The following is a 21,238-nucleotide window of genomic DNA, read 5'->3' as shown; positions in this document are numbered from 1 at the left end:
CGCGAATTGAAGCTTGTCCGCGGGACTTTCGGGATAGGCGAGCCACATCGTTGCAGGAGTCAAGCCCCAACCGAGGAGATCGATCATGAGCAAGAAATACGTGTACTCGTTTTCGGAAGGTGATGGCCGAAACAAACACCTCTTAGGGGGCAAAGGGGCGAATTTGTGCGAAATGACCCAGATTGGGCTGAACGTGCCGCCCGGGTTCGTGATCACCACCGAAGCTTGTCTCGAATATCTGGACCGGAAAGAGTTGCCTAGCGGTCTTCTCGAAGAAGTGGGCGAGCACATCCGAAGGCTGGAAGAAAAAACCGGAAAGCGCTTCGGCGGCGAAGACAATCCGCTCCTGGTCTCGGTCCGGTCGGGCTCGGCCCTGTCTATGCCCGGCATGATGGACACCATCCTCAATCTGGGCCTCAATAGGGAAACCCTGCGCGGCCTGATAAGGCTTACCGGCAACGAGCGTTTCGCCTACGACGCCTACCGTCGCTTCATCCAATTGTTCGGAAAAATCGCGCTTGGCGTTCCGGACCACCTGTTCGACGAGCAGTTCGAGGACGTGAAACGCGCCGCCGGCGTCAAGGCCGACATTGGCCTCAACGCCGGCCATCTCAAGGAGATCAGCGAGAGGTTCTTGAGGGTGGTGGAGAAGGAAACTGGAAAGCCCTTTCCCGAAAACGTGTTCACTCAACTGGAGATCGCGATCAAGGCCGTGTTCAATTCCTGGATGGGCAAGCGCGCGGTGGATTACCGTCGCGAGTTCAACATCACGCCGGACATGGCCAACGGCACCGCCGTCAACGTGGTCACTATGGTGTTCGGTAATCTTGGCGACGACAGTGCCACGGGCGTGGGTTTCACCCGCAACCCCGGTACCGGCGAAAAAGAGATGTATGGCGAATACCTGGTCAACGCCCAGGGCGAAGACGTGGTAGCCGGCATCCGGACGCCCAAGTCGGTGGCCGAGATGGCGAAGGAAATGCCCGATCTCTACCGGCAGCTCGTGGAGTTGCGCGACAAACTTGAAAACCATTACCGGGAAGTCCAGGACTTCGAATATACCATCGAAAAGGGTGTGCTCTATTGCCTCCAGACCCGCAACGGTAAGATGAACGCGCAGGCGATGGTGCGCACCTCGGTGGACATGTTCGCCGAGGGGCTTATTAGCAAAGAACGGGCATTGCTGCGGGTCGATCCTTCCCATCTCGAGCAGTTGCTGCATCCACGCCTCGACCCCAGGCACACGGAGAAGCCCGTGGCCCAAGGTTTGCCGGCATCCCCCGGCGCGGCCAGCGGACGGTGCGTGTTCGATGCCGACCAGGCCGAGCTCATGGGGCGGGCCGGCGAAAAAGTGATCCTGGTGCGGGAAGAGACCAAGCCGGAAGACATACACGGCTTTTTCGCCGCCCAAGGCATTTTGACCAGCCGCGGAGGCAAGACCTCGCACGCGGCAGTGGTGGCCCGGGGCATGGGCAAGGCCTGCGTCGCGGGGGCGGAGGGCATACAGGTGGACAGCCGGTCGCGACTGGCGCGGGTTGGCGATATCACCTTGCGCGAAGGCGACCTCATCACGATAGACGGCAGCACGGGCAACGTTTATCTGGGCGAAATCCCAACCATTCCGCCCAAGTTCTCCGAGGAACTCGAGACACTTCTCTCCTGGGCGGACGAAATGGCGCGGTTGAAGGTGTTCGCGAATGTGGACACCCCCGAGGGCGCCGTTGTAGCCATGGGATACGGGGCCATGGGCATTGGACTCTGCCGAACGGAGCGCATGTTCAATGCTGGCGACCGGTTGCCAGTGGTGGTGGACATGATCATGGCCCGCGACGCCGCGGAAAGGCAAGCGGCCCTGGACAAGCTGCTGCCCATGCAGCGCCGGGACTTCGAGGAGATTTTCAGGATCGTGGCGCCACGGTCGGTTACCGTACGCCTGCTCGATCCTCCCATGCACGAATTTCTGCCGAGCGAACATCAGTTGCTCGACGAAATCGAGGGATTGAAGGCGTATCGGCTAGCGGTCAAGGGCCGCAGCGCCGCCTTGACGAGCTTGGGGCTATCCCCGGTGCCCGACCAGGACCTCAGCGAGGATCTGGTCAACAGCGTCATCGCCAAAAAGGAGCAAATGCTGCGCAAGGTCCGTGAACTGCACGAGGTCAACCCCATGCTGGGCCACCGTGGTGTGCGTGTCGCCATCACCTATCCCGGAATCTACGAAATGCAAATCCGCGCCATCCTAGAAGCCATGGCCGCGTGCATGAAGGACGGTGTCCATGCGGCGTTGGAAATCATGGTGCCGCAGGTCATCACCGCGCAGGAGCTGAAACGGGTGAAGGTCAGCGTCGACGAGGTCCGGCAAGAGATCGAAAGCCGATTCGGGTTCGAGCTTCCATTCAAATTCGGGACCATGGTGGAAACGGTCAGGGCTTGCATGCGCTCTCGGGAGTTGGCCAAGATCGTTGACTTCTTCTCGTTCGGCACCAACGACCTCACGCAGGCGGTGTTCTCCTTTTCCCGCGAAGACGCCGAGAACAAGTTCCTACCGCTGTATACCGAGTACGGCATTCTCCGCGACAATCCCTTCGAGGTGCTGGACGTCAAGGGCGTCGGCGTGTTGATGCAGATGACCGTCGACTGGGGCCGCGACAGCAATCCCGACCTCAAGATCGGTATCTGCGGCGAACAGGGCGGCCATCCGTTTTCCATACGCTTTTGTCACGACATCGGCCTGGACTACGTTTCCTGCTCGCCCCACCGCGTGCCGATCGCAAGGCTGGCGGCGGCGCACGCGAAGCTGGAGGCGGAACGTTAGGGAAGCTCTGTTTTAAGTCCTTCGACGGACCTGTCCGCAGCCTGTCCAAGGGCTGAGGACGAACAGTAATCTGTGGATTTCGTCCGTGGTGAGCCTTGCCGAGGGACAGGAACGGAATCTATTCGCTCAAGAGCTTCTGTAAGACTTTTGGAGTTATTGAGGCGAACCTGAGTTGTGCCGTCGGTTGAGAATCGCTTCGCTTGGTGGTCTTGCGGGTAGTTTGACGATTGGCCGGTTTTCGAAAGCCGGCAGGAGAAGGGCTTCCGGTTTGGCGACGCCGTTGCGTCAGGCGTCCGTGTCACCAGGCCGGCGGGTGCAGCCGTATCCTTTTTCCCACTCCTCGATAGGGCCGGGCACGGTGTAAAAAAGCGGGTGCGGTTCCGGCGTGCGGACGTGAATGATTCTGGCCAACCATTTCGGATCGCGTGCTTCCAACTTGCTTAAGAGATGCCGCCATTCGAATTCCAATTGTCCGCGGGTGACCGCTATGCGGCTGTCAGTCGGAGACGGAGCGATCTTCGTCGCCTCGAACCGATAGCCGCGGCTCGCCGCTTCTGCATGGATTGCCCTTAGGTACTCGGCTAAAAGCCCGACAGGGTTCGCCTGGACGCGAAAGCGATGGAGTTGCGGGTGATGAACGTAGCCTTTCGTTTTTCCTTCGAGTACGGCTTGGGCGAGCAGGCCTTCCCGCCAGAGGGCGACCAGACCGGATCGGTCGAGAAATTTCGGGTGCAAACTCCAGAGTCTCATGGCCGTTGCTTCAGTTCCGCCCAGCGAAAAGTGTCATCGAAAACAAGATTCGCTCGGTCGGAGCAGGTAAATTCGTGACTCGGTGACGCTTTTGTTGTATGACTTCGACTCCGACCGTTTCGGTGAGCATCGTTCATCCGCAACCGCCACGATAGTGCGACCGGCAAAAACGTCGAGGTCCAGACGATAGAACATTAAAACGTCAGCCGCCCGGCTCGAAAACACTCCGAACTTGTCCATGGGGGGCTGGAGGCTTCGACGGGCCTACCGAGAACGAGTCTCTATATTTTATTGGCGGGGTTAATTGAACCGGACTTACGCAGAAGTGGCTTCGGTTCTCTCTACCTCAGGGAGAGGGTTAGGGTGAGGGGGATGAAATGAAGGAACTTCCTTTTTGATCCCCTCATCCCGACCTTCTCCCGAAGGGAGAAGGGGCGAAATGCGTAAGTCCTGTTGAAAAAGAATAAGGACAAGATCATGCCCAGCATCTATCAACTCAAACCTCTGTTTCAGCAAAGTCTGAGCGGAATCGTCCGAAGACTGGCGGCTATCGGCGTCACGGCCAACCAGGTCACGCTGTCGGCGGCGGCGCTCTCCGTGGCAATGGGCGCGGTATTAGCGTGGTCGCCGCAGAACTCGGCGTTGTGGCTCAGCTTTCCGGTCTTTTTGTTCGTGCGCATGGCACTCAATGCCATCGACGGCATGTTGGCACGGCAGTACGGTCAGCAGAGTGCGCTCGGCGGACTGCTCAACGAAGCGGGCGACTTGGTTTCCGATGCGGCGCTGTATTTGGCGTTCGCGGTATTGCCGGGCTTGCACGCCTGGTTGGTGGTGGCGGTGGTCTTGCTGGCCTGGTTGACCGAGTTCGTCGGGGTGTGCGGCGTCATGGTCGGCGCCTCGCGCCGGTACGATGGTCCCATGGGCAAGAGCGACCGGGCATTCGTGTTCGGCGCTTGCGGGTTGGCCATCGGCTTGGGGTGGTCTGCCGGGGTTTGGCTCAATGTCGTACTGACGGTCGTCGCTCTGTTGTCGCTGATTACGGTGTCGAATCGCGCCCGCGCGATCCTGGGGGAGGTTCAAGCATGAATTTCACGCACTTGCCCGATGTTTTGCTGTATGCGCTGGCCGGGATTTTCCTGCTGCTCGCCTTAGCCTCGATTCTGAGCGTCCTGCTACAAAAACGGCATCCGGAGAAGGACTACACCGAGCTGCGGCTGCGTGTGCGTACCTGGTGGTTGATCGTCGGCGTGTTCTGTCTGGTGGTGGTGTCCAGTCCCACAACGGCGGTGGTGGTGCTGGGATTGGTGAGCTTTCTTGCCTTCAAGGAATACCTGTCGCTGATCCCGACCCGCCGTGCCGATTACCGGGTTCTGTTCTGGGCCTATCTCGCCATTCCGGTTCAGTACTATTGGGTGCACAAGGCTTGGTACGGCATGTTCATCATCTTCATCCCGGTGTATATGTTCCTGTTCCTGCCGCTGCGCATGGTGCTTGCCGGCGAGACGCAAGGTTTTCTGAGGTCGGCCGGCATCATCAGCTGGGGCTTGATGACCACCGTGTTCTGCCTCTCGCACATGGCTTATTTGCTGGCTTTGCCACAGCCGGTGGGCATGCATTACAACGGTGCGACGGTACTGCTATTTTTGGTGCTGCTGACGCAGCTCAACGATGTGGCTCAGTACCTCTGGGGAAAAAGCTTGGGCAGGCACAAGATCGTTCCGAAAGTCAGTCCCAACAAGACCTGGGCAGGTTTCCTAGGAGGCGTTGCGACTACGACGCTGCTGGCCTGGCTGATTGCGCCCTGGCTAACGCCGCTGACCGAGATGGAGTCGGTGTTGGCGGGGCTGTTGATCGGGGTTTGTGGTTTCGTCGGCGATGTGGTCATCTCGGCGCTGAAGCGTGACATCGGGGTCAAGGATAGTGGTAGCTTGCTGCCCGGACACGGCGGCATCCTCGATCGGCTGGACAGCCTCACCTACACCGCGCCGCTGTTCTTCCATTTCATCCGCTACCTGCACTACTGACCATGCAACGCTTGCTCCGCCTATTGTTCGTTCTCTTGGTGGCGCGCCCCGTCACTCTGTTCGTGCTTGGCCTCAACATCCGCAATCGGGAACGGCTGCCGGTGCGCGGCCCGGCGATCGTCGCCGCCAATCACAATAGCCATCTGGATACCCTGGTTCTTCTGTCGCTGTTTCCGTTGCGCGAAATTCACCGGGTGCGTCCCGCCGCGGCGGCCGACTATTTTCTCAGCAAACCCTGGCTTGCCTGGTTTTCACGCAACTTTATCGGTATCGTGCCGGTCACGCGAAGTGGCGCGAGCCGCCATCACGATCCTTTGAACGAGTGCCATGAGACATTGGCGCGGGGCGACGTGCTCATCATTTTTCCCGAAGGCACCCGTGGCGAGCCGGAAACCATGCAAAAACTGAAATCCGGCATCGTCCATCTCGCCATGCGCTGTCCTGAAGCGACAGTTGTTCCGGTATTCATGCATGGATTGGGGCGGGCTATGCCCAAGGGCGAGTGCCTGCTGGTGCCGTTCTTTTGCGATGTGTTCGTGGGTGAACCGATGCGCTGGAACGGCGATCGGCGCGGTTTCATGGAACGATTGGAATCACAATTCAAGTTCTTGCAATCCCGGCTGCCTCCGGCAAATCGGCTGTACGAAGGCGCCACCAATGCCCCCGAGTCGGAGTCATGAGCGTCGTTTTTCCAAGCTGGCGGGGCATTTCGATAATTTTGACAGGCTGAATCCTGATCGCTGGTTTTCTAGAGCGTTTTCATCTCTGATGTACGATAAGGAAGCTGCCTTCGGCAGCGAGTTAAAGTTTGAAGCGGGTCTCGCCCCGCGGGCGAGTTACTTTTCTTTGCGTGCCCAAAGAAAAGTAACCAAAAGAAAGGGCACCCGGATGGCGCGCTGATCCTGCGCGTCGCCGGCTAGAGCCGGGGGCGACAGAAGGCACGTCCCTATGCCTCTATCGCCGCACGCGCTCCCTCGCGTGCCCCTTCGGGCAATTCCGGCTCAAGCCGGCGATGCTCGGGCGCGCCATACGGGAAAATTCAGTTGTTCCGTTCATCAGATTAGAAAATGCTCTAAGACCACCGCCACGCAGAAGGATACGTCAGGACTCATTCCCGCACGACATGCCACCCCGATTCGCCGGGCCGGAATTTCAGTTGACCGCGCCGGAGCGGAATAACGGTGCTGCCGTTCTCGGCCAGGGACAAATCGGTGGGCAGCTGGTCGATGTCGGGCGAAAACCATTTCCAGCCGCTCCCGCGCGGAAGCTCGGTGCCGAATTCCACTGGGTTCCGCAGCCAGACCAGGTCGGGCAAGCGCTGCCGCTCCGGCAGGCTCATAAACCACCGTATCCAGCGGCTGTCGCGCGAATAGCCCTGCTGCACGTATTCCTCGTGCCATGCGGGCAGTTCCAGCGCGGATTGCATGACGATGACGGTCGGTTCGATCGAGACGATGAAGAAACGATACGGCGCCACGCGCTGCGTATAGGTCACGATGGTATTGCCGTCATAGTCCTGGTGGTGCACATCACTCGGCTGCAACTGGTCGTAGACGCTATAGGTTTCGAAAGTGCCGGCTGCGGGCCAGGCATTCATCGTCCGGTGTTTCTCGAGGAATGCAAAGGCCTTGTTGGCCGTCTCGATCGGATTTTCCTTGTTCCACGAGCTGGAGCCCCAGGCGGCGACCCCGGTAATTCCGTTGTTCCAGTCCCAGGATTTGAGGGAATAGTAGCGCGCCTTGCGGCCTGGCGCTGCCCACGGCAGGTCGGCATCGGTGGCAATTTCCTTGGCGAAGAAACTATTGAGCACGGCGACTTCGATCCAGGGCAAGGCGATCCAAAGAATCCCGAGCGCGAGCAATATGCCGACCACCCAAAACGTGATCGTGACGATTTTCATGGACGATGCGTTCGCATGCGATGCGTGAAAGCTCAGCAATCGTAGCCTTCTTGCTGTTCCAATCTCACTCCGGGAAACTTGGCGAGCATTTGCGCGGCGTTGCGGATGGCCGGCGAGCCGTGGTGCGACTGAACATGCCAAGGTCCATCTCCTTTCGGTCCCACCTGCAACTCTGCCCAGCCCCCACCCTTGGCCGGTTTGATTTCGACCCAGGTGACCTTCGTCGGTTGTCCGAATTCGACCATGACGCTGTCCCATAAAGTCGAGGCGCCCCAGATACCGTGATCGTCGCTACGCCAGATCGCGAAGCTCTGTGGATCGAGCTTGGCTGCAATGCTGGCTGGCGTATCCAACAACTCGGGTTCATAGAGGCTGATCCGTGCCTCCCGTTCGGCCAACGCCTCCGGGCTATGACCGCGGAACATCCAGTAGCCACTATGCGGCCAATCCAGCTTGAAGGTCCATAGCGCTGAAAGCCGTTCGGCGATGGTCACAAGCCGCTTAACGCGGGCGCGCCATTCATCGATATAAGGCCGTGCGGCAAGCCGCGTACTCCAGCTTAGCGACAGACGGCCGACGGAAAAGCCGTCGTCAACCTTGCGTAAGCCACCGTAGACCGACAAACCGATGTCGGTTTCGGAGGATGTCCAGTGGGCATTAAACTGTACGGCGTTCCCCGGCGGAATATCGGATGAGATTTCGGAACGGCTCACTTTGTCCGGTGGTCCCAAGCGTTCCGACAGAGGGGTGGCCCAGATTTCGGGCTCTGGCGTCCCGGTTCGGTAGGGCGCTAGCTCGAAAGTGACGGTCATCACCGGCCGATCTGTTGCTGGAGCGTCCAGCTCGGCGCTCACAACCGCAAAACCGTAGGTGTTCGCGCAGGGCAGACTCGCTTTGCCGCGCTTGTGGTCCGGTTCGATACCGAGCAACCGGCACGCTTCCGCCAGCGTCGTGCCCCAGGAGACGAACTGATCGCCGATCCGAAAGCCCTTTTGAACATCGTGCATGTCGTATTCCCCCAATCCCCCGACAAAACCGGTGTCGCAAGTATAGTCAACGGAACTGGTTTCGGCAGGGGATCAGGAGCCGCTTTGCGTGAGAAAGGCCGAGGTGGTTTACAAGAGTTCGAGTGATAAACGACCAGGCTTGGCTCTGGGAAAATTAGCGATATCCTTCATTCCGCGTATCAATAGATCCACCAGTATCGAGGGCCCCACAATTCCCAATTCATGGCGGCGTCCTCGTTCATTTCGGCCGCCATTCTTTGATCTTCGGCGATTTCCCGTTCTGCTGCCAATCGCTGGTAGCGCTGGTAGGCTTCTTCGGGTCCCCAATAAATACACCGGCACGTGCTGGCGTCGGCGTAGACGTAATACACCGTGCCGTCCTTTTCGTGAGGTACCAGTTTGTGCTGGGTCAGAGTCTGGACGTGCGCGAGCTGCTCCGGATTATCGGCCGGTCTTACCTTGAATCCTGCCGCGGCCAGCAACTGTTCGGTATTCCGTGCCCGGTCGGCCTCGACCGTGGCACAGGACGACCAGAGCCCGCCGAGCATCACGAAGGCCAGAAGTCCGAAAAAACGGCGTGGCTTGTTAATACGGTTCGCATCCATGTTCGAATCACTCCTTTGATCAATAATGGCCGAGTGTTATTTGTGTGACTTCTTTTCACCCGGATTGCTCCCTGCTGGTCGAACGAAGAAATTCGGACTATTTCTGGCAAGCGCTCATTTGCTGTTTTACGAGATACCGGAGGCCGATGCGTTCTTGACTCGGCGCAAGACAATGTTCGGGCCGAGCTTTTTGACGGGTGTTCAGCTTTGGACTTGCAAAAGCCTGACCCCTTCTGCGGCAGGAACGCCGGCAGCCGTATGAATACGCTTCCCGCCGAGGCACTCGGGCCTCTCGCGATAAGGTCTTGAGCCCATCGGCATCAAAAAACTATTTTCATGAACGACAACGTCGCCCGAAACCGGGATTGTCCAGCAACCGTTTCAGGTCGTGGTCCGCTTCCTCAAGGGAGGAAGTCGCCAAACGGGGCTGCCAATTTCACTGCCAAGCGAGCGGGACCGTTGCCACTTGCTGTACAACCCAAGAATTCTGCCCCTGGGTGATCGGCATTTGATCGGATGGCAGGCGTCGCGGGTTCTGAGCCAAATGCGGAACGCCAGGCTGATACGTGAAATTGCCGACGCCATTTTGCCCTTCTACTTCCGCTAGCCGGTTGATTTCCAATTGCTCAGGAAGGCGCGGGATGATACGAAGCGGGCGCACGCCTGCAAGGCAATGAGTGGTATAGCAGCGATTGTTGGCGGCAATCCATTTATTGTTGTGATAAAAAATTTGCAAAGGAATTTGGTCGCCTAGGATATCGCCCTGGTTTAATTCACCTGCTACGACGACCAAGGGTCGACCGACAATATGTTGCGGAAAACCGACAATTGCGCCTTGGTGAATGTTTTGTGCGCCTTGGAAGTCCGGTCCGACGCGCATTTGCCCGAAATAGATGCGTAGGTTTGCGTTGCGCGTGCGGGCACGCCATTGATGGCGGAAGTTTAGAAACTCCCGCTGCATTGCCGTTGGCATCGTCATTCCATCCAACCGATTCAAGACTGCCTGGTCCCATGCGTCCCTATATATGCGGTTTAAGTCTTGGTGTGCCGCGAGATAGTGATTGCGGATATCTGCGCTCAACATGCGTAATTGCAAATAGCGGTGGGGTTTTCCCATCTCCATCAATTCGTCTAGCTTTCTCAGCATTTCATTCAGTTCTACCAACGTCATGCCATATTTCCCGTTGTTTTTGTAAGTGGTACTGCCGCTAAAAGCCGCGGCGAATGGGTTAAGAGCAGTTTTAGCGTAGAACAATTCTGTCATTATGCTCGTCGCCTAGCGTTCAGGTTCTGCAGAAGGACGGTCTGCCACGCGCTTGAGATATTCCGGGGACGTCCAATGCGGGACAACGGGCGAACACGCGCTGCAAGTCGGGCTCAGACCGGAGAATATCCGCTCCTTGGACCTCGGTAAGTTGCCGCGCTTCGATCTTTTCCGGCGGAGCGAGGGATAGTGGGCTTCGAGGTATCGCGGCATAGGGCATCGCGGGACGGGTGAAACCGACGCGGAACGACCCTCCCGTGCTTTCCGGCGACCTGCAAGAAAAACCCTGGCGGGAGAGATGGCCTTGATGGCGTTGCGAAAAATAGACGTGTTATAGGGGCGGCGGTGCCGGTTTCGGCAGGGCGCGACGGGCGGCGCGCCTCGGCAACCGCCCCGGCTTTTTACAGAAAGGCTTTGAGCGCGTCCGACGTGATTTCACGGTCCAATGCAACCCTCGCGGACGCGACCGAACGCTTTCAGTTCAGTTGCCGGGGCAATTCCGGGAATGCGATCTCAACGGATTTTTTGCAGCGCTTCAGGCGAGGTCTTGAACAACTCGGCCGCCAGCTCGAGCTGAGGCTCCAAGGGCGGCATAGCCGGGATCTGCCAGGCTTTTCCTGCGATGCGTGACAATAAATTGTTCAACCATGGGCGGTTGGATGTCGCCTGGGGAACGATGAATTTGTAGGAGCCACCGTCGTTGAAAACGCCGAAACCTTCGAAGCAAACGTCGATCGTATCTTGTTCGCCGTAGAGCCTTGTTTGAACGTAGAGCTGTCTTGCATCGAGGTCGAAACGAAACTTCGTCAATTCGGCAATACCTTTAAGGATTCTGTTCGCCACCCAAATGACTAATCTGTTTGGTGTCAGTTTTATTGCCATTTTTATCAAGCCGGATTTCATACTCATTTTTTGCGCTTTCCTTTACTGAGGGACAAATTTTTCGCGATTTTCCTAGAAACGGCAGTTGGACGGGCTCGAGTGCGCGGCGAGCGGGTCGGTTGGCCTCAGCGCCGTCGAAGGCCTGTCCTGAGCTCCGTCGAAGGAGCGCACGTCGCTGCGGGGTAGTCTCCCGCCAGGAGGAGCAACGCCGCCAGTTGGCCCGCCCGCTATGCAATCGGGTACGTGGCGGCTTCACCTAAGAGCCTATTCCAGTAGGCTCCAGAACCCCTTCTACGGGCCTGTCCTGAGCCCCGTTGAAGGGCTCAGGGTGAACAGGCCTACCAGAATAGGCTCTAAGTGGTGAAATCCGCGGAAGGGACTATAGTCGGAATCCGCGCGGCGTTCCCACCGTAGCTAAGCGGCCAACTGCCGCTTCTAGGATTATAGGGTCTTAGCCGCTGGATCAGAATTGCTCGACCGCCGGTGCAGAAGACTTGCGTGGCGTGTTCGAACTTGATCGGATGGGCTCCGGCCACCGGTTGACTGCTTCCGGGGCGTGTGTTCCAGTAGTCTCGGTGCGCGGCGGCGGGATGGGCTCGACGATCCTTTCCAATCCCGGATGTTGAAAGCACGACTCGCACGGAGGTGTACGATGGCCGATAGCGAAGACAAGAAGTCGAATGCAGGTCTCACGCGCCGAGATTTTCTAGCAGGCACGACATCGACAGCCGCTCTAGGAGCGCTGGGGCTGCACGGCGCTACGGGCGAAGCCGCCCAGGCCCTGACAAGGGAGGCGAGAGTCACGGGATTCAAGGGGAAGCACCCGAACATTTTGATCCTCATGTGCGATGAGATGCGCTATCCGCCGTTCTATGAAACCGAGGAAGCGCGCGCCTTTCGCTGGCGATACCTGAAAACCCAGGATGCGCTCCGGGCTCACGGCATGGAGTTTCACCGCCATTACGCGGCCTCGGTCGCTTGCGTTCCGAGTCGGACGTCCATTTACACCGGGCACTATCCCTCGCTGCATGGCGTGACGCAGACCACGGGAGCCGCCAAGGAATCGTTCGACCCGGATGTGTTCTGGCTGACGCCGAACAGCGTGCCGACCATCGGCCATTATTTCCGCGCGGCGGGCTATGCGGCCTTCTGGAAAGGAAAATGGCACGCATCCGACGCCGATCTCACCATTCCCGGGACCCACAGCCAGCTCCTCAGTTACGACCCGAACACAGGCGTCCCCGACCGCGACGCGGAATCGCTGTATCTGGAGGCCGACCAGCTCGGCCGTTACGGGTTCTCCGGTTGGATCGGGCCGGAACCGCACGGCAGACTGCCGCTCAACAGCGGTTCCTCCGCCGCCAATACGATCGTGAACGGCCGCGATATGGGCATCGCCTCGCAGGCCAAGGACCTGATCGAGCAACTCGGTCGAAAACGCGACAACCAGCCGTGGCTGATCGTCGCCTCGTTCGTGAATCCGCACGATATCACCCTGTACGGGTTGGCAGCGCAACTCAGCGGAATGTTCGACTTTCACCTGCAGGAGGACATCGTGCCGGTCAACCTGCTGGAGCCGATGCCGGCCGGACCGACTCATCAGGAATCGCTCGCGAACAAGCCCCGTTGCCAGGCGAGTTACCGCGATGCCTATCACAGCGTGTTTCAGCCCATCCTCTTCGACGAGCGGTATGTGCGGGTTTATTACCAACTGCAGAAGGACGTCGACGAACAGATGATGCGGGTTTATCAGGCGCTGCAGAGCTCCCGCTTCCGCGACAACACGCTCGTTGTCTTCACCTCCGACCATGGCGATCTGCTCGGCGCGCATGGCAATATGCATCAGAAGTGGTATACGGCGTACGAGGAGGCCATACACGTCCCGCTGATCATCTCCAATCCACGGTTGTTTCCGAAACCGAAATCGGTGGACAGCCTGACCAGCCACATCGATCTATTGCCGACGCTGCTCGGGTTGGCCGGAGTCGATGCCGAATATCTGCGGAAAAAGCTGGCTCCGAATTTCAGCGATGCCGAACCGCTGGTGGGACGTAATCTGGCGCCGCTCGTGCGCGGCGAGGTCAGCCCGGAGGCGATCAGCGAGCCTTTATACTTCATGACCGACGATGATCCGAGCCGCGGACTCAATCAGAACAACTGGACGGGCATTCCCTACAACTCGGTGATTCAGCCCAACCATATCGAGACGGTGATCGCTCGTTTGAACGGAAAAATCTGGAAGTATTCGCGCTACTTCGACAATCCGCAGTTCTGGAGCACGCCCGGCGATCCCGATGCCGATCCGCCGGCCGATCCCACGCCGCAGGATGTGGTCGTGAGTCCGCCGGACGAACCTCCGCCGTCGACCGAAGGGGTTTACACCGTCGAATACACGGTGTCGGTCAAGACGCGGCCATTACCCGATGAATTCGAGATGTACAACCTGACCGACGACCCGGCTGAGCTGGACAACCTCTACGGCAAGGGGTACCCGGAACAAGCCGTACTGGAGAGCCTGCTCGCGGAGCAATGCGCCAAAAAGCGGCTGACGCCTGCCAGCGGCACGGTTCCGGGGCAGCCGAGCTGTTGAACAGCCTGCATCTCCGAGCTCGATTGCGATCGGGAAGCTCGGCGACGGAACTTATCCGCACAAGGTCAGACCTGATTCATGACGCGGCGCGGACATTTTTGAGAGCGTCGCCGATCTATCGGATGATCCTGACCAGTGGGCGATACTCGACGTCCCGATATGACGGGAGGAACGGGTATCATCCGATTCCGTCAAACGCATTGATTTTAGAAGACTTAGAAGAACGCTGGTGTAGTCCAGAAAAATCGCGCCGGCGGCCAGCGAGAGGTTTGCATGAACCACGCCAAAGCGACAGAAGAATCCGTTTCTACTCTTCCGATCATCGACGTTCATCCTCTGGTGACGGGAGCCGGCGATCGGAACGCCGTGGCAGCGGAGATCAGGCGAGCTTGCCTCGATACGGGCTTTTTCTACATTAAGGGCCACGGTGTCGACGAGGCGCTCCAGGAGCGACTCGAACGACTCAGCCGGCAATTTTTCGAACAGGATCTCGAAACCAAGCTGGAACTCCGCATGGAACGGGCGGGCCGAGCCTGGCGCGGTTATTTTCCGGTCGGAGACGAACTCACTTCCGGAAAGCCTGACCTCAAGGAAGGCCTCTATTTCGGCGCCGAACTCGGCCCCGACGACCCGCGGGTACGGGCCGGCGTTCCTCTTCATGGCGCCAACCTGTTTCCGAACAATCTTCCGGGATTCCGGGAAACGGTGCTCGCATACATGGCGGCGATGACTCAGCTCGGGCACGCTCTGATGGAAGGCATCGCGCTCAGCCTGGGGCTGGAAGGGTCTTACTTCGCCGACCGTTATACCGCCGATCCGCTGATTCTGTTCCGCATTTTCCACTATCCTCCGCAGCCATCGGGACCCGATGCGTCGTCCGTCTGGGGTGTGGGAGAACATACCGACTACGGCTTGCTAACGATCCTCAAGCAGGACGATGCCGGTGGTTTAGAAGTGAAGTCGAAGTCGGGCTGGATCGGGGCGCCGCCGATTCCGGGAACCTTCGTGTGCAACATCGGCGACATGCTGGACCGAATGACCGGCGGCCACTATAAATCCACGCCCCATCGGGTTCGCAACCTTTCCGGCCGTTCTCGACTGTCCTTTCCCTTCTTTTTCGATCCGAATTTCAATGCCGAAGTCAAACGGATCGAGAGCCCCGAACTCGAGGAAGTCGTGGACGACTGGGAAACCCGCTGGGACCGGTCGAGCGTCCACGCCTTCAGCGGCACGTATGGAGAGTATTTGCTCAACAAGGTTGGCAAAGTCTTTCCGGCGCTCAAACAAACAGTGATATGAGGCGACATGCGACATCCCCTATTTTGCGATGGTGATGCTCGGGACACCCGGTTTTGGAAGTTCGGTAACCGTCATCTGAAAAATCTGCGACAGCACCCGAAAGGCTGTCTGGTTCCACGCTGAACCGCAGCTTGGGCGCACGGCATAGTATCTTCCCCGGTAGTTCACCACGACATCCGCATCGGACGGCGGACGGCTGGACTCCGTAATTTCGAGGACCGATACCGGATTTTCGGCAACCGGCGGCGTTCTCGGATCTTTGGGCACGTCCCATTCGGGTTCTGCGGCAAGGGTTCGGCCGATGAAATACAAGATGTTACTGAAGCTCCGTAGCCTGAATTTGCCGTGCAGCGGGAATTCGCCACCCGGATAACCGGGGCGGACATCGACCAGTAGATCATTGGGTGCATTCTTCTCGGCCTCCTCATTCAGCTGAATTCGCTCCTCGTTCCTCAATAGGAGTGGGTCGTAATTGGTCAGAACGGTCCGGCCGACGATCCGCTTAGTCAGGTGATAGATGGGCTTGTTCGGATCCAGCGTGATGGAATACTCCTGCTCCAAATCCCGAAATGCCTTGCCGCTGACCGCCTCGACGGGCAGGGTCCAGTGACGCTCGAGGATCAAGGGCTCCGCGTACAATTGGTCCCGATCCTGAATCGATGATAGATGCAGCACGATGCGCCGAAACGCCGCGTAATCGCGGCGATTTCGGGGACGGTTGTGATAGACCGCTTGTTCGCCATGGGTGCGAAACTCCAGCGCCACCAAACGCAGCAGCAGATCGACGTCGATGTTCTGACGGAGCAGCAAGGCCAGCTTGTCTTCCGATATCGGGGTGAGCAGGCGCTGGGTAAATTGTTCGCCTTCCATGGGCACGATGCTGATGGTCGGATTTTCCGATACCGAGCCGCCGAAAATGGGCATCAGCGTGGTGCCGTTGTTACCGGTAAACGGCGGGGTGGCCCCGGCATTGGCCTGAAAGTCCAGCGTCGCGGCGATATTCGAAATCCCGGAAAAATAGATCGGGTGGTTGAAGCGGGCGCGAGCGATATTGAGCAGGAGTTGTTTCGACATGACATCGGCACTGGATTCGTTATAGGCGATCGCGAGATGGTCAAGTGCCATAGGTGAGAGACAGCCGGAAAGTCCAGCCGCCGAAACGAATAGAAAAGCCAAGCGAATCAGCAGTGCGGCTCTTCGCGGGCCGTAGATGGACGAACAGCCTCGCTGCATGATGACTGTCACCGGCGATGGATTCGGGAACGCATTGAGCGGGATTACTGTACGGGCAGTCTCGACGAAGGCCATTGATATTCGTCGAGTTCAGGCCGGGAGCGGCGTGATTTTGATGAGGTTTTTGACTTAAGCCTGCTTCGGCCCATGAACCGCCCATGTGTCGACTGTAGGATTCGGCCCATGTCGTTGGCGGGTCGGCAAGAGACAAGAGCCGCGCTTACCTTTACGTCTTGACGACCGCAAACCGGCGAACTCGAACCAGGCGAGCCCGCAATCCATGACAGGCGTTTTCAACAATCCGGCCGGAGCCTGCAGATACAGGTTCTTCGTCCCTGACGGCAACCACCGACTGGCGCTGTCCTTAGTGCGTGTTATGCACTTTGAAGCAGTGGGGCGGCCTTGACGAGCATGAGGGTGGCAAAAACGATGAAAGTGCAAGCTGGATTCTCTGACTAAAATAAATCAAATAAAGCTTTTCAGGGACGAGTAACTAAAAAATATTGGGGAGGTTTTCGCCATCTTGCTAGGCCAACCAACTCTCTCATCTGAATTCTCAGATTCTTTAAAACAAGGCCCGTATGTCGAACTGGTTCGGGATCTTCATCGCAATGCTGTTTATGGCCGTGGCTAGCGGCTCGCCCGCACGCGCGGACCTAATCGACATCCACGGGCAGCTGGTCAGCTCGGATGGTAGCCCATTAGCCAACCATTCCCTGCGCCTGGTGGTCGGTACTGAGCCTGAGCCACGCGGGCCGCATGCAGGCCAGCGCCTGACCACCGACGCCGAGGGCCGCTTCCGGCGCCAGCTGGAAACGAAGGTGCCGCGAAGGCTGAAGACGCTCGATGTCTGGTTCATCCCACACCGTACCGACCTGATCGAGGTCGGGGTTGAGCTCGAACTGCTCGGCCGTCCGGTGCTGTACTGGATCGAGCTTGATCACGTGCGTCAGGGTGTGCTCGGTGGTATGGATGTGTTCCTGAAGGATGGCTCCGGCCAGTTCCGACAGCGGCTCAAGTTCCACAGTCAGACGCACACCTGGAGCTTTCCCGACGATCCGAACAGCATGCTGTTGACCGGCATCGGCGCCGACCTGCGTGCGCACGATGTGCGGATGACGACCGCCGCCGATGGCAGGCGTCACTGGATCGTGGAACTGAGGATCGAAAAAGCTGAATTCACCCCACGCTGAATCACTCCCGCAGCGGCAGCAGGGCCGACGTGCGGCGGATGTACTCCACAAAGGCCGACTTGCGCTGCAGGTTGTGGTTGTCCATGAACGGGATATTGACGTCGAGGAATATCTTCCGCCGCTTGGGCAGGCTCCTGCGCGTTGGCTGGCGTGATCACCAGGGCCAGCCGGCGGCCCAAGGTATCGACGGCCCTTCATCGTGCCCGTAATAACCCTTCTCCAGCAAAAAGCTCATAACACGCTCTAAGTTTTCCGGCCCATGGTTCGATCGCCTGCTTCAGGATCGCAACGTTTGGCAGGTCAGATAGGTCTGAGTGGAGTCGGAGGCAAGAAATCTCCGTGAGAGCAGGAGAACACAACTTTGGATAGGCGGACTTTTCTGAAAGGCTTGGTCGGCGGCACTATCGTAGCCGGGCAAGGTCTCTTGGTGCCGCGATCATTGACTGGCGGCGAACTTCCGATCGGCGCAGTGGAAAGTGCCGCGTGGGGAATATTGCCCGGCAAGGAGCCCCTCATCAAATGCACCTTCCGGCCGCCGAACTTCGAGACGCCGGTCAGTGCTTTCGGTGACGTCATCACACCGAACGAGCAATTCTTCGTGCGCTGGCATCTCGCCCATATTCCCCAGATGGCCGCGGAGACCTGGCGGCTCAGGGTAGGGGGCGAGTCGGTCGAGCATCCTTACGAGCTGACCCTGGATCAGCTGAAACAGGACTTCGAGCCCGTCGAGCTGGTCGCCGTGTGCCAATGCGCGGGAAATCGTCGTGGTTTTTCCGAGCCGCATGTGCCCGGCGTGCAATGGGGCGCGGGGGCCATGGGCAATGCGCGGTGGAAAGGAGCTCGTCTCAGGGATGTGCTGACCAGGGCGGGGCTCAAGGCCGATGCGTTGGAAATCGTCTTCGACGGAGCAGATGACGGCGTCATCGACGAAACCCCGGATTTCATAAAGAGCCTTCCATTATGGAAAGCCCTCGACGAGAACACACTGATCGCCTACGAAATGAACGGCGAGGCTTTGCCTCATGCGAACGGCTTTCCGGTACGCTTGGTCGTGCCCGGCTGGACGGGGACCTACTGGGTCAAACAGCTGATTTCCATCAGTGCGGTGCCGAAGCCGGAAATGGGATTCTGGATGAGCAGGGCGTATCGGATACCCAAGGACAAGTTCCCGGGCGCGGAACGATTTCCTTCCCAAGAAGCGGAAACCGACGCGCCGATTACCGACATACTGGTCAATTCGCTCATCACCAACATCGAGGACGGACAGCGCTTGACCGCAGGCGAGCCGACGATGGTCAAGGGAATCGCATGGGACGGCGGCCACGGCATCCGAACGGTCGACGTGTCTGTAAACGGTGGAAGGACGTGGGAGAGCGCGCGGCTTGAACGGGACTATGGCTGTTTCTCGTTTCGAGCCTGGCACCATACCTTCACGCCGCGCGGAGGCGGCGAGTACAGGCTCATGGCTAGGGCGACCGATCGGCAGGGACGCACCCAGCCCTTCAAACTCGTCTTCAATCGCGCGGGCTACCACAACAACGTGGTGCAACGGATTCACGTGGAGATCACGCCATGAAGATGCGCAACGCGCTATTGCCGGCGGTCTTTGTCGTCGCTACCGCCTCCGCGGGAGAGATGCGGATCGAGCTCGAGAAAGGCGCCGGGTACGATATCGTGATGGAAAATTGCACCCTGTGCCATAGCCTCGACTACATCCCGATGCACTCGGGCTTCATGAAAAGGACCGATTGGCAGGCCACCGTCGACAAAATGGTGAACGTCATGGGAGCGCCGATCGACAAGGACGACATTCCGGTGATCGTGGATTATCTGACCACGCATTACGGGGTGGAGTAGCAGCGGACGGCATTTTTGCGCCGATGGTCTCTAAAGTAGGCGGGTGTGCCGTGGCAACCCCTATGGATCGCTATTCTTTTCTTTCGGCGGGAGGAGATAACCACGCTCCACCGCTTCGTCGATCAGACCTCGGGCATAGTCCCACAGCGCGGCGGAACCGGCAGCGATGCGGGCATTGGCAGCTAACACCTGATCCGCGGTGATGCCATGGTGCATCCAGGCGCGGCCCTCGGTCAGGAAGTTGTGCAACAAAGGCATGAGGCGATCCAGGGCTGCGGCAAACCGGGCTTCTTCGGTCTCACCCAATTCGTATTCTTCCCACAGCGCTCGCAATTCCGCCGACTGATCCTCGGGTAAAATCCCATAAATCCGTTCCGCTGCCCGCCGTTCCCGTTCGGCTTTGTCGGCGTTTCCCGAGACGTCGTAAATCAGGACATCGCCTGCATCGATCTCGACCACGTCATGGAGCAGTAGGAGCTTGACGACCCGCGCGAGGTCGAGGTTTGCACCGGCATTCGCGTGCTCGGCGAGCACCAGGGCCATCAGAGCCACATGCCAGCTGTGCTCCGCCGAATTCTCCCGGCGCGAGCCGTCCGCCAGCCAGGACTGCCGAAGGATGGTCTTGAGCTTGTCCAATTCGACGATGAAGCCGATTTGCCGTTTCAGCCTGTCCATGGGGAATCTCTGCAAGCGGATTGATGGAGGATTGTAGATGGATGTCGCACCACTTCACCCATCCTACCGCAGCAATGTCCGATAAACCTTCCCGTCCACATTCCCGCCGCTGACGACGCAACAGACCGATTGTCCGCGGAAGCGTTCCGGTTCGGTTAGCAGCGCCGCCACAGCAAGGGCGCCGGTCGGTTCGGCTTTGAGATTGGCGAGTTCGAACAACAGTTTGACACCCTGAACGATCAAGGCTTCCGGTACCTCGACGATGCCCGCCAGCCCCGCCTGCAAAACTTCCCAGTTATGTCGGCCCAAGCACAGGGTGCGCGCGCCGTCGGCGATCGTCCGCGGTTCGGATTCGTTAGCCAAAATGCGCCCGGCTCTAAGCGATCGCGCGGCATCGTTTGCCAGCAGCGGTTCCGCACCAATCACCGGCGTAGAACGGCCCGCACGGCGCAGCCCCGTGATCAGGCCGGCAGCGAGACCGCCACCGCCGACAGGTACAATGATCGCGTCGAATCGGTCGCCCAAAGCGGCGATTTCCTCTCCGAGGCTGGCGTTGCCTTCGATCACCAAGGGATCGTCGTACGGGCTAGCGACAAAGGCTTCGGGATAGTCCGCGGCAAGTTCGGCTACCCGCGCGGCCCGGCTTTTCACACGAGTGTCCACCTCGTCTACCATACCCCCGTATTCCCGCACCGCGTCCATCTTCACCCTGGCCGAAGTCGCAGGCATGACCACCCGGCAGGATTTGCCCAACAGCCCGCAAGCATAGGCCAGCGCTTGCCCGAAGTTGCCGGACGAGGCAGTGATGAGCTGCCGTTGCGGCACGTTCAAAGCAAGATGGTAAGCGGCTCGGAACTTGAAACTACCCGTATGCTGGAAGGTTTCGCTAACCAAGGTGAGCTTCACACCGATTCTACGGGAGAGACGCGGCGCTTCGATGACGGAGGTAGGATGCAGGACAGCGTCGAGGGGTTGAGGCATAGCAGACACGTCGTTGTTTCAGGGCATCGGACGATTAGCGGAGCGGCCGGCTCCATTCGGTTCACAAAGCTTTGCGCCATCGCACGCTATGCCGCGATGGAAACCTTTCGACGCCACTCAGAGGATTCAGCCCTCCCGTGGCACTTATCTCAACGGACCGTTTGCC

General features: G+C 58.8%; 18 protein-coding genes. 9 read left to right on the top strand and 9 right to left on the bottom strand.

The features are described from left to right. Positions 1-85 precede the first annotated feature (85 nt). Positions 86-2,812, top strand: a complete 2,727-nt coding sequence (ppdK, locus tag QEN43_RS08370) for a pyruvate, phosphate dikinase (protein ID WP_026611856.1) — start codon at positions 86-88, stop codon at positions 2,810-2,812. Positions 2,813-3,097: 285 nt separating this feature from the next. Here the strand turns inward: ppdK and QEN43_RS08365 are convergent, their stop codons facing one another. After that, positions 3,098-3,562 (bottom strand): pyrimidine dimer DNA glycosylase/endonuclease V, encoded by a 465-nt coding sequence (locus QEN43_RS08365; protein ID WP_051332027.1) that lies wholly within the window; start codon positions 3,560-3,562, stop codon positions 3,098-3,100. A gap of 477 nt (positions 3,563-4,039) precedes the next feature. On the opposite strand from QEN43_RS08365, the gene QEN43_RS08360 reads away from it, so the two are divergent. The 3 genes from QEN43_RS08360 to QEN43_RS08350 are packed head-to-tail and all read left to right on the top strand — an operon-like array spanning position 4,040 to position 6,266. Further along, positions 4,040-4,648 carry a CDP-alcohol phosphatidyltransferase family protein gene (locus QEN43_RS08360; RefSeq protein ID WP_317963946.1) on the top strand — a complete coding sequence of 203 codons (609 nt, stop codon included), beginning with the start codon at positions 4,040-4,042 and terminating at the stop codon, positions 4,646-4,648. Then, complete coding sequence (locus tag QEN43_RS08355) at positions 4,645-5,586, top strand: phosphatidate cytidylyltransferase (protein WP_317963945.1); 942 nt, start codon at positions 4,645-4,647, stop codon at positions 5,584-5,586. The genes QEN43_RS08360 and QEN43_RS08355 overlap by 4 nt, the downstream gene beginning before the upstream one ends. Before the next feature lie 2 nt (positions 5,587-5,588). Then, positions 5,589-6,266, top strand: a complete 678-nt coding sequence (locus QEN43_RS08350; protein WP_317963944.1) for a lysophospholipid acyltransferase family protein — start codon at positions 5,589-5,591, stop codon at positions 6,264-6,266. Positions 6,267-6,694: 428 nt separating this feature from the next. Here the strand turns inward: QEN43_RS08350 and QEN43_RS08345 are convergent, their stop codons facing one another. From QEN43_RS08345 to QEN43_RS08325, 5 genes are all read right to left on the bottom strand, one after another. Continuing rightward, a complete protein-coding gene (locus QEN43_RS08345; protein WP_317963943.1) occupies positions 6,695-7,486 on the bottom strand; it encodes a hypothetical protein in 792 nt (263 codons plus the stop codon). A 32-nt stretch (positions 7,487-7,518) separates the two neighbouring features. After that, positions 7,519-8,493, bottom strand: a complete 975-nt coding sequence (locus QEN43_RS08340) for a hypothetical protein (RefSeq protein WP_317963942.1) — start codon at positions 8,491-8,493, stop codon at positions 7,519-7,521. A 179-nt stretch (positions 8,494-8,672) separates the two neighbouring features. Further along, positions 8,673-9,098, bottom strand: a complete 426-nt coding sequence (locus tag QEN43_RS08335) for a hypothetical protein (protein ID WP_317963941.1) — start codon at positions 9,096-9,098, stop codon at positions 8,673-8,675. Between the two features lie 436 nt (positions 9,099-9,534). After that, entirely contained in the window at positions 9,535-10,362 is an 828-nt protein-coding gene (locus tag QEN43_RS08330) for a hypothetical protein (protein ID WP_036269277.1), read from the bottom strand. Positions 10,363-10,875: 513 nt separating this feature from the next. After that, positions 10,876-11,265 carry a hypothetical protein gene (locus QEN43_RS08325; protein WP_317963940.1) on the bottom strand — a complete coding sequence of 130 codons (390 nt, stop codon included), beginning with the start codon at positions 11,263-11,265 and terminating at the stop codon, positions 10,876-10,878. Positions 11,266-11,896: 631 nt separating this feature from the next. Between QEN43_RS08325 and QEN43_RS08320 the strand changes: the two genes are divergently transcribed. Together QEN43_RS08320 and QEN43_RS08315 are read left to right on the top strand one after the other, a co-directional pair. Further along, complete coding sequence (locus QEN43_RS08320; protein ID WP_317963939.1) at positions 11,897-13,834, top strand: sulfatase-like hydrolase/transferase; 1,938 nt, start codon at positions 11,897-11,899, stop codon at positions 13,832-13,834. 273 nt (positions 13,835-14,107) lie between these two features. After that, complete coding sequence (locus QEN43_RS08315; protein ID WP_026611865.1) at positions 14,108-15,133, top strand: isopenicillin N synthase family dioxygenase; 1,026 nt, start codon at positions 14,108-14,110, stop codon at positions 15,131-15,133. An 18-nt stretch (positions 15,134-15,151) separates the two neighbouring features. Here QEN43_RS08315 and QEN43_RS08310 read toward each other — a convergent pair whose 3' ends face one another. Further along, the gene (locus QEN43_RS08310) at positions 15,152-16,441 is read right to left on the bottom strand and encodes a hypothetical protein (RefSeq protein WP_235726701.1); all 1,290 of its coding nucleotides are present in this window, start codon (positions 16,439-16,441) and stop codon (positions 15,152-15,154) included. 506 nt (positions 16,442-16,947) lie between these two features. Between QEN43_RS08310 and QEN43_RS08305 the strand changes: the two genes are divergently transcribed. From QEN43_RS08305 to QEN43_RS08295, 3 genes are all read left to right on the top strand, one after another. Next, positions 16,948-17,559, top strand: a complete 612-nt coding sequence (locus tag QEN43_RS08305; RefSeq protein WP_026611867.1) for a hypothetical protein — start codon at positions 16,948-16,950, stop codon at positions 17,557-17,559. A gap of 361 nt (positions 17,560-17,920) precedes the next feature. Beyond that, positions 17,921-19,135, top strand: coding sequence for a molybdopterin-dependent oxidoreductase (locus QEN43_RS08300; RefSeq protein ID WP_026611868.1), 1,215 nt, complete (start codon positions 17,921-17,923; stop codon positions 19,133-19,135). After that, positions 19,132-19,416 (top strand): cytochrome c, encoded by a 285-nt coding sequence (locus tag QEN43_RS08295; protein ID WP_202901192.1) that lies wholly within the window; start codon positions 19,132-19,134, stop codon positions 19,414-19,416. The genes QEN43_RS08300 and QEN43_RS08295 overlap by 4 nt, the downstream gene beginning before the upstream one ends. Before the next feature lie 60 nt (positions 19,417-19,476). On the opposite strand, the gene QEN43_RS08290 is transcribed toward QEN43_RS08295, so the two are convergent. Together QEN43_RS08290 and QEN43_RS08285 are read right to left on the bottom strand one after the other, a co-directional pair. Continuing rightward, positions 19,477-20,091 carry an HD domain-containing protein gene (locus tag QEN43_RS08290; protein ID WP_026611870.1) on the bottom strand — a complete coding sequence of 205 codons (615 nt, stop codon included), beginning with the start codon at positions 20,089-20,091 and terminating at the stop codon, positions 19,477-19,479. 63 nt (positions 20,092-20,154) lie between these two features. Then, entirely contained in the window at positions 20,155-21,072 is a 918-nt protein-coding gene (locus QEN43_RS08285; protein WP_026611871.1) for a threonine ammonia-lyase, read from the bottom strand. Positions 21,073-21,238 lie beyond the last annotated feature (166 nt).

It is taken from the genome of Methylocaldum szegediense (genome assembly GCF_949769195.1).
Classification (GTDB): domain Bacteria; phylum Pseudomonadota; class Gammaproteobacteria; order Methylococcales; family Methylococcaceae; genus Methylocaldum; species Methylocaldum szegediense.
Note: the sequence above shows the minus strand (reverse complement) of the source record. Positions and strands in the feature narration are given on the sequence as shown.

What these genes read in the sequence shown, in the direction of transcription:
- ppdK (WP_026611856.1), top strand. Translation starts at nt 86, where the DNA reads ATGAGCAAGAAATACGTGTACTCGTTTTCGGAAGGTGATGGCCGAAAC.
- QEN43_RS08365 (WP_051332027.1), bottom strand. Translation starts at nt 3,562, where the DNA reads ATGAGACTCTGGAGTTTGCACCCGAAATTTCTCGACCGATCCGGTCTG.
- QEN43_RS08360 (WP_317963946.1), top strand. Translation starts at nt 4,040, where the DNA reads ATGCCCAGCATCTATCAACTCAAACCTCTGTTTCAGCAAAGTCTGAGC.
- QEN43_RS08355 (WP_317963945.1), top strand. Translation starts at nt 4,645, where the DNA reads ATGAATTTCACGCACTTGCCCGATGTTTTGCTGTATGCGCTGGCCGGG.
- QEN43_RS08350 (WP_317963944.1), top strand. Translation starts at nt 5,589, where the DNA reads ATGCAACGCTTGCTCCGCCTATTGTTCGTTCTCTTGGTGGCGCGCCCC.
- QEN43_RS08345 (WP_317963943.1), bottom strand. Translation starts at nt 7,486, where the DNA reads ATGAAAATCGTCACGATCACGTTTTGGGTGGTCGGCATATTGCTCGCG.
- QEN43_RS08340 (WP_317963942.1), bottom strand. Translation starts at nt 8,493, where the DNA reads ATGCACGATGTTCAAAAGGGCTTTCGGATCGGCGATCAGTTCGTCTCC.
- QEN43_RS08335 (WP_317963941.1), bottom strand. Translation starts at nt 9,098, where the DNA reads ATGGATGCGAACCGTATTAACAAGCCACGCCGTTTTTTCGGACTTCTG.
- QEN43_RS08330 (WP_036269277.1), bottom strand. Translation starts at nt 10,362, where the DNA reads ATGACAGAATTGTTCTACGCTAAAACTGCTCTTAACCCATTCGCCGCG.
- QEN43_RS08325 (WP_317963940.1), bottom strand. Translation starts at nt 11,265, where the DNA reads ATGAAATCCGGCTTGATAAAAATGGCAATAAAACTGACACCAAACAGA.
- QEN43_RS08320 (WP_317963939.1), top strand. Translation starts at nt 11,897, where the DNA reads ATGGCCGATAGCGAAGACAAGAAGTCGAATGCAGGTCTCACGCGCCGA.
- QEN43_RS08315 (WP_026611865.1), top strand. Translation starts at nt 14,108, where the DNA reads ATGAACCACGCCAAAGCGACAGAAGAATCCGTTTCTACTCTTCCGATC.
- QEN43_RS08310 (WP_235726701.1), bottom strand. Translation starts at nt 16,441, where the DNA reads ATGGCCTTCGTCGAGACTGCCCGTACAGTAATCCCGCTCAATGCGTTC.
- QEN43_RS08305 (WP_026611867.1), top strand. Translation starts at nt 16,948, where the DNA reads ATGTCGAACTGGTTCGGGATCTTCATCGCAATGCTGTTTATGGCCGTG.
- QEN43_RS08295 (WP_202901192.1), top strand. Translation starts at nt 19,132, where the DNA reads ATGAAGATGCGCAACGCGCTATTGCCGGCGGTCTTTGTCGTCGCTACC.
- QEN43_RS08290 (WP_026611870.1), bottom strand. Translation starts at nt 20,091, where the DNA reads ATGGACAGGCTGAAACGGCAAATCGGCTTCATCGTCGAATTGGACAAG.
- QEN43_RS08285 (WP_026611871.1), bottom strand. Translation starts at nt 21,072, where the DNA reads ATGCCTCAACCCCTCGACGCTGTCCTGCATCCTACCTCCGTCATCGAA.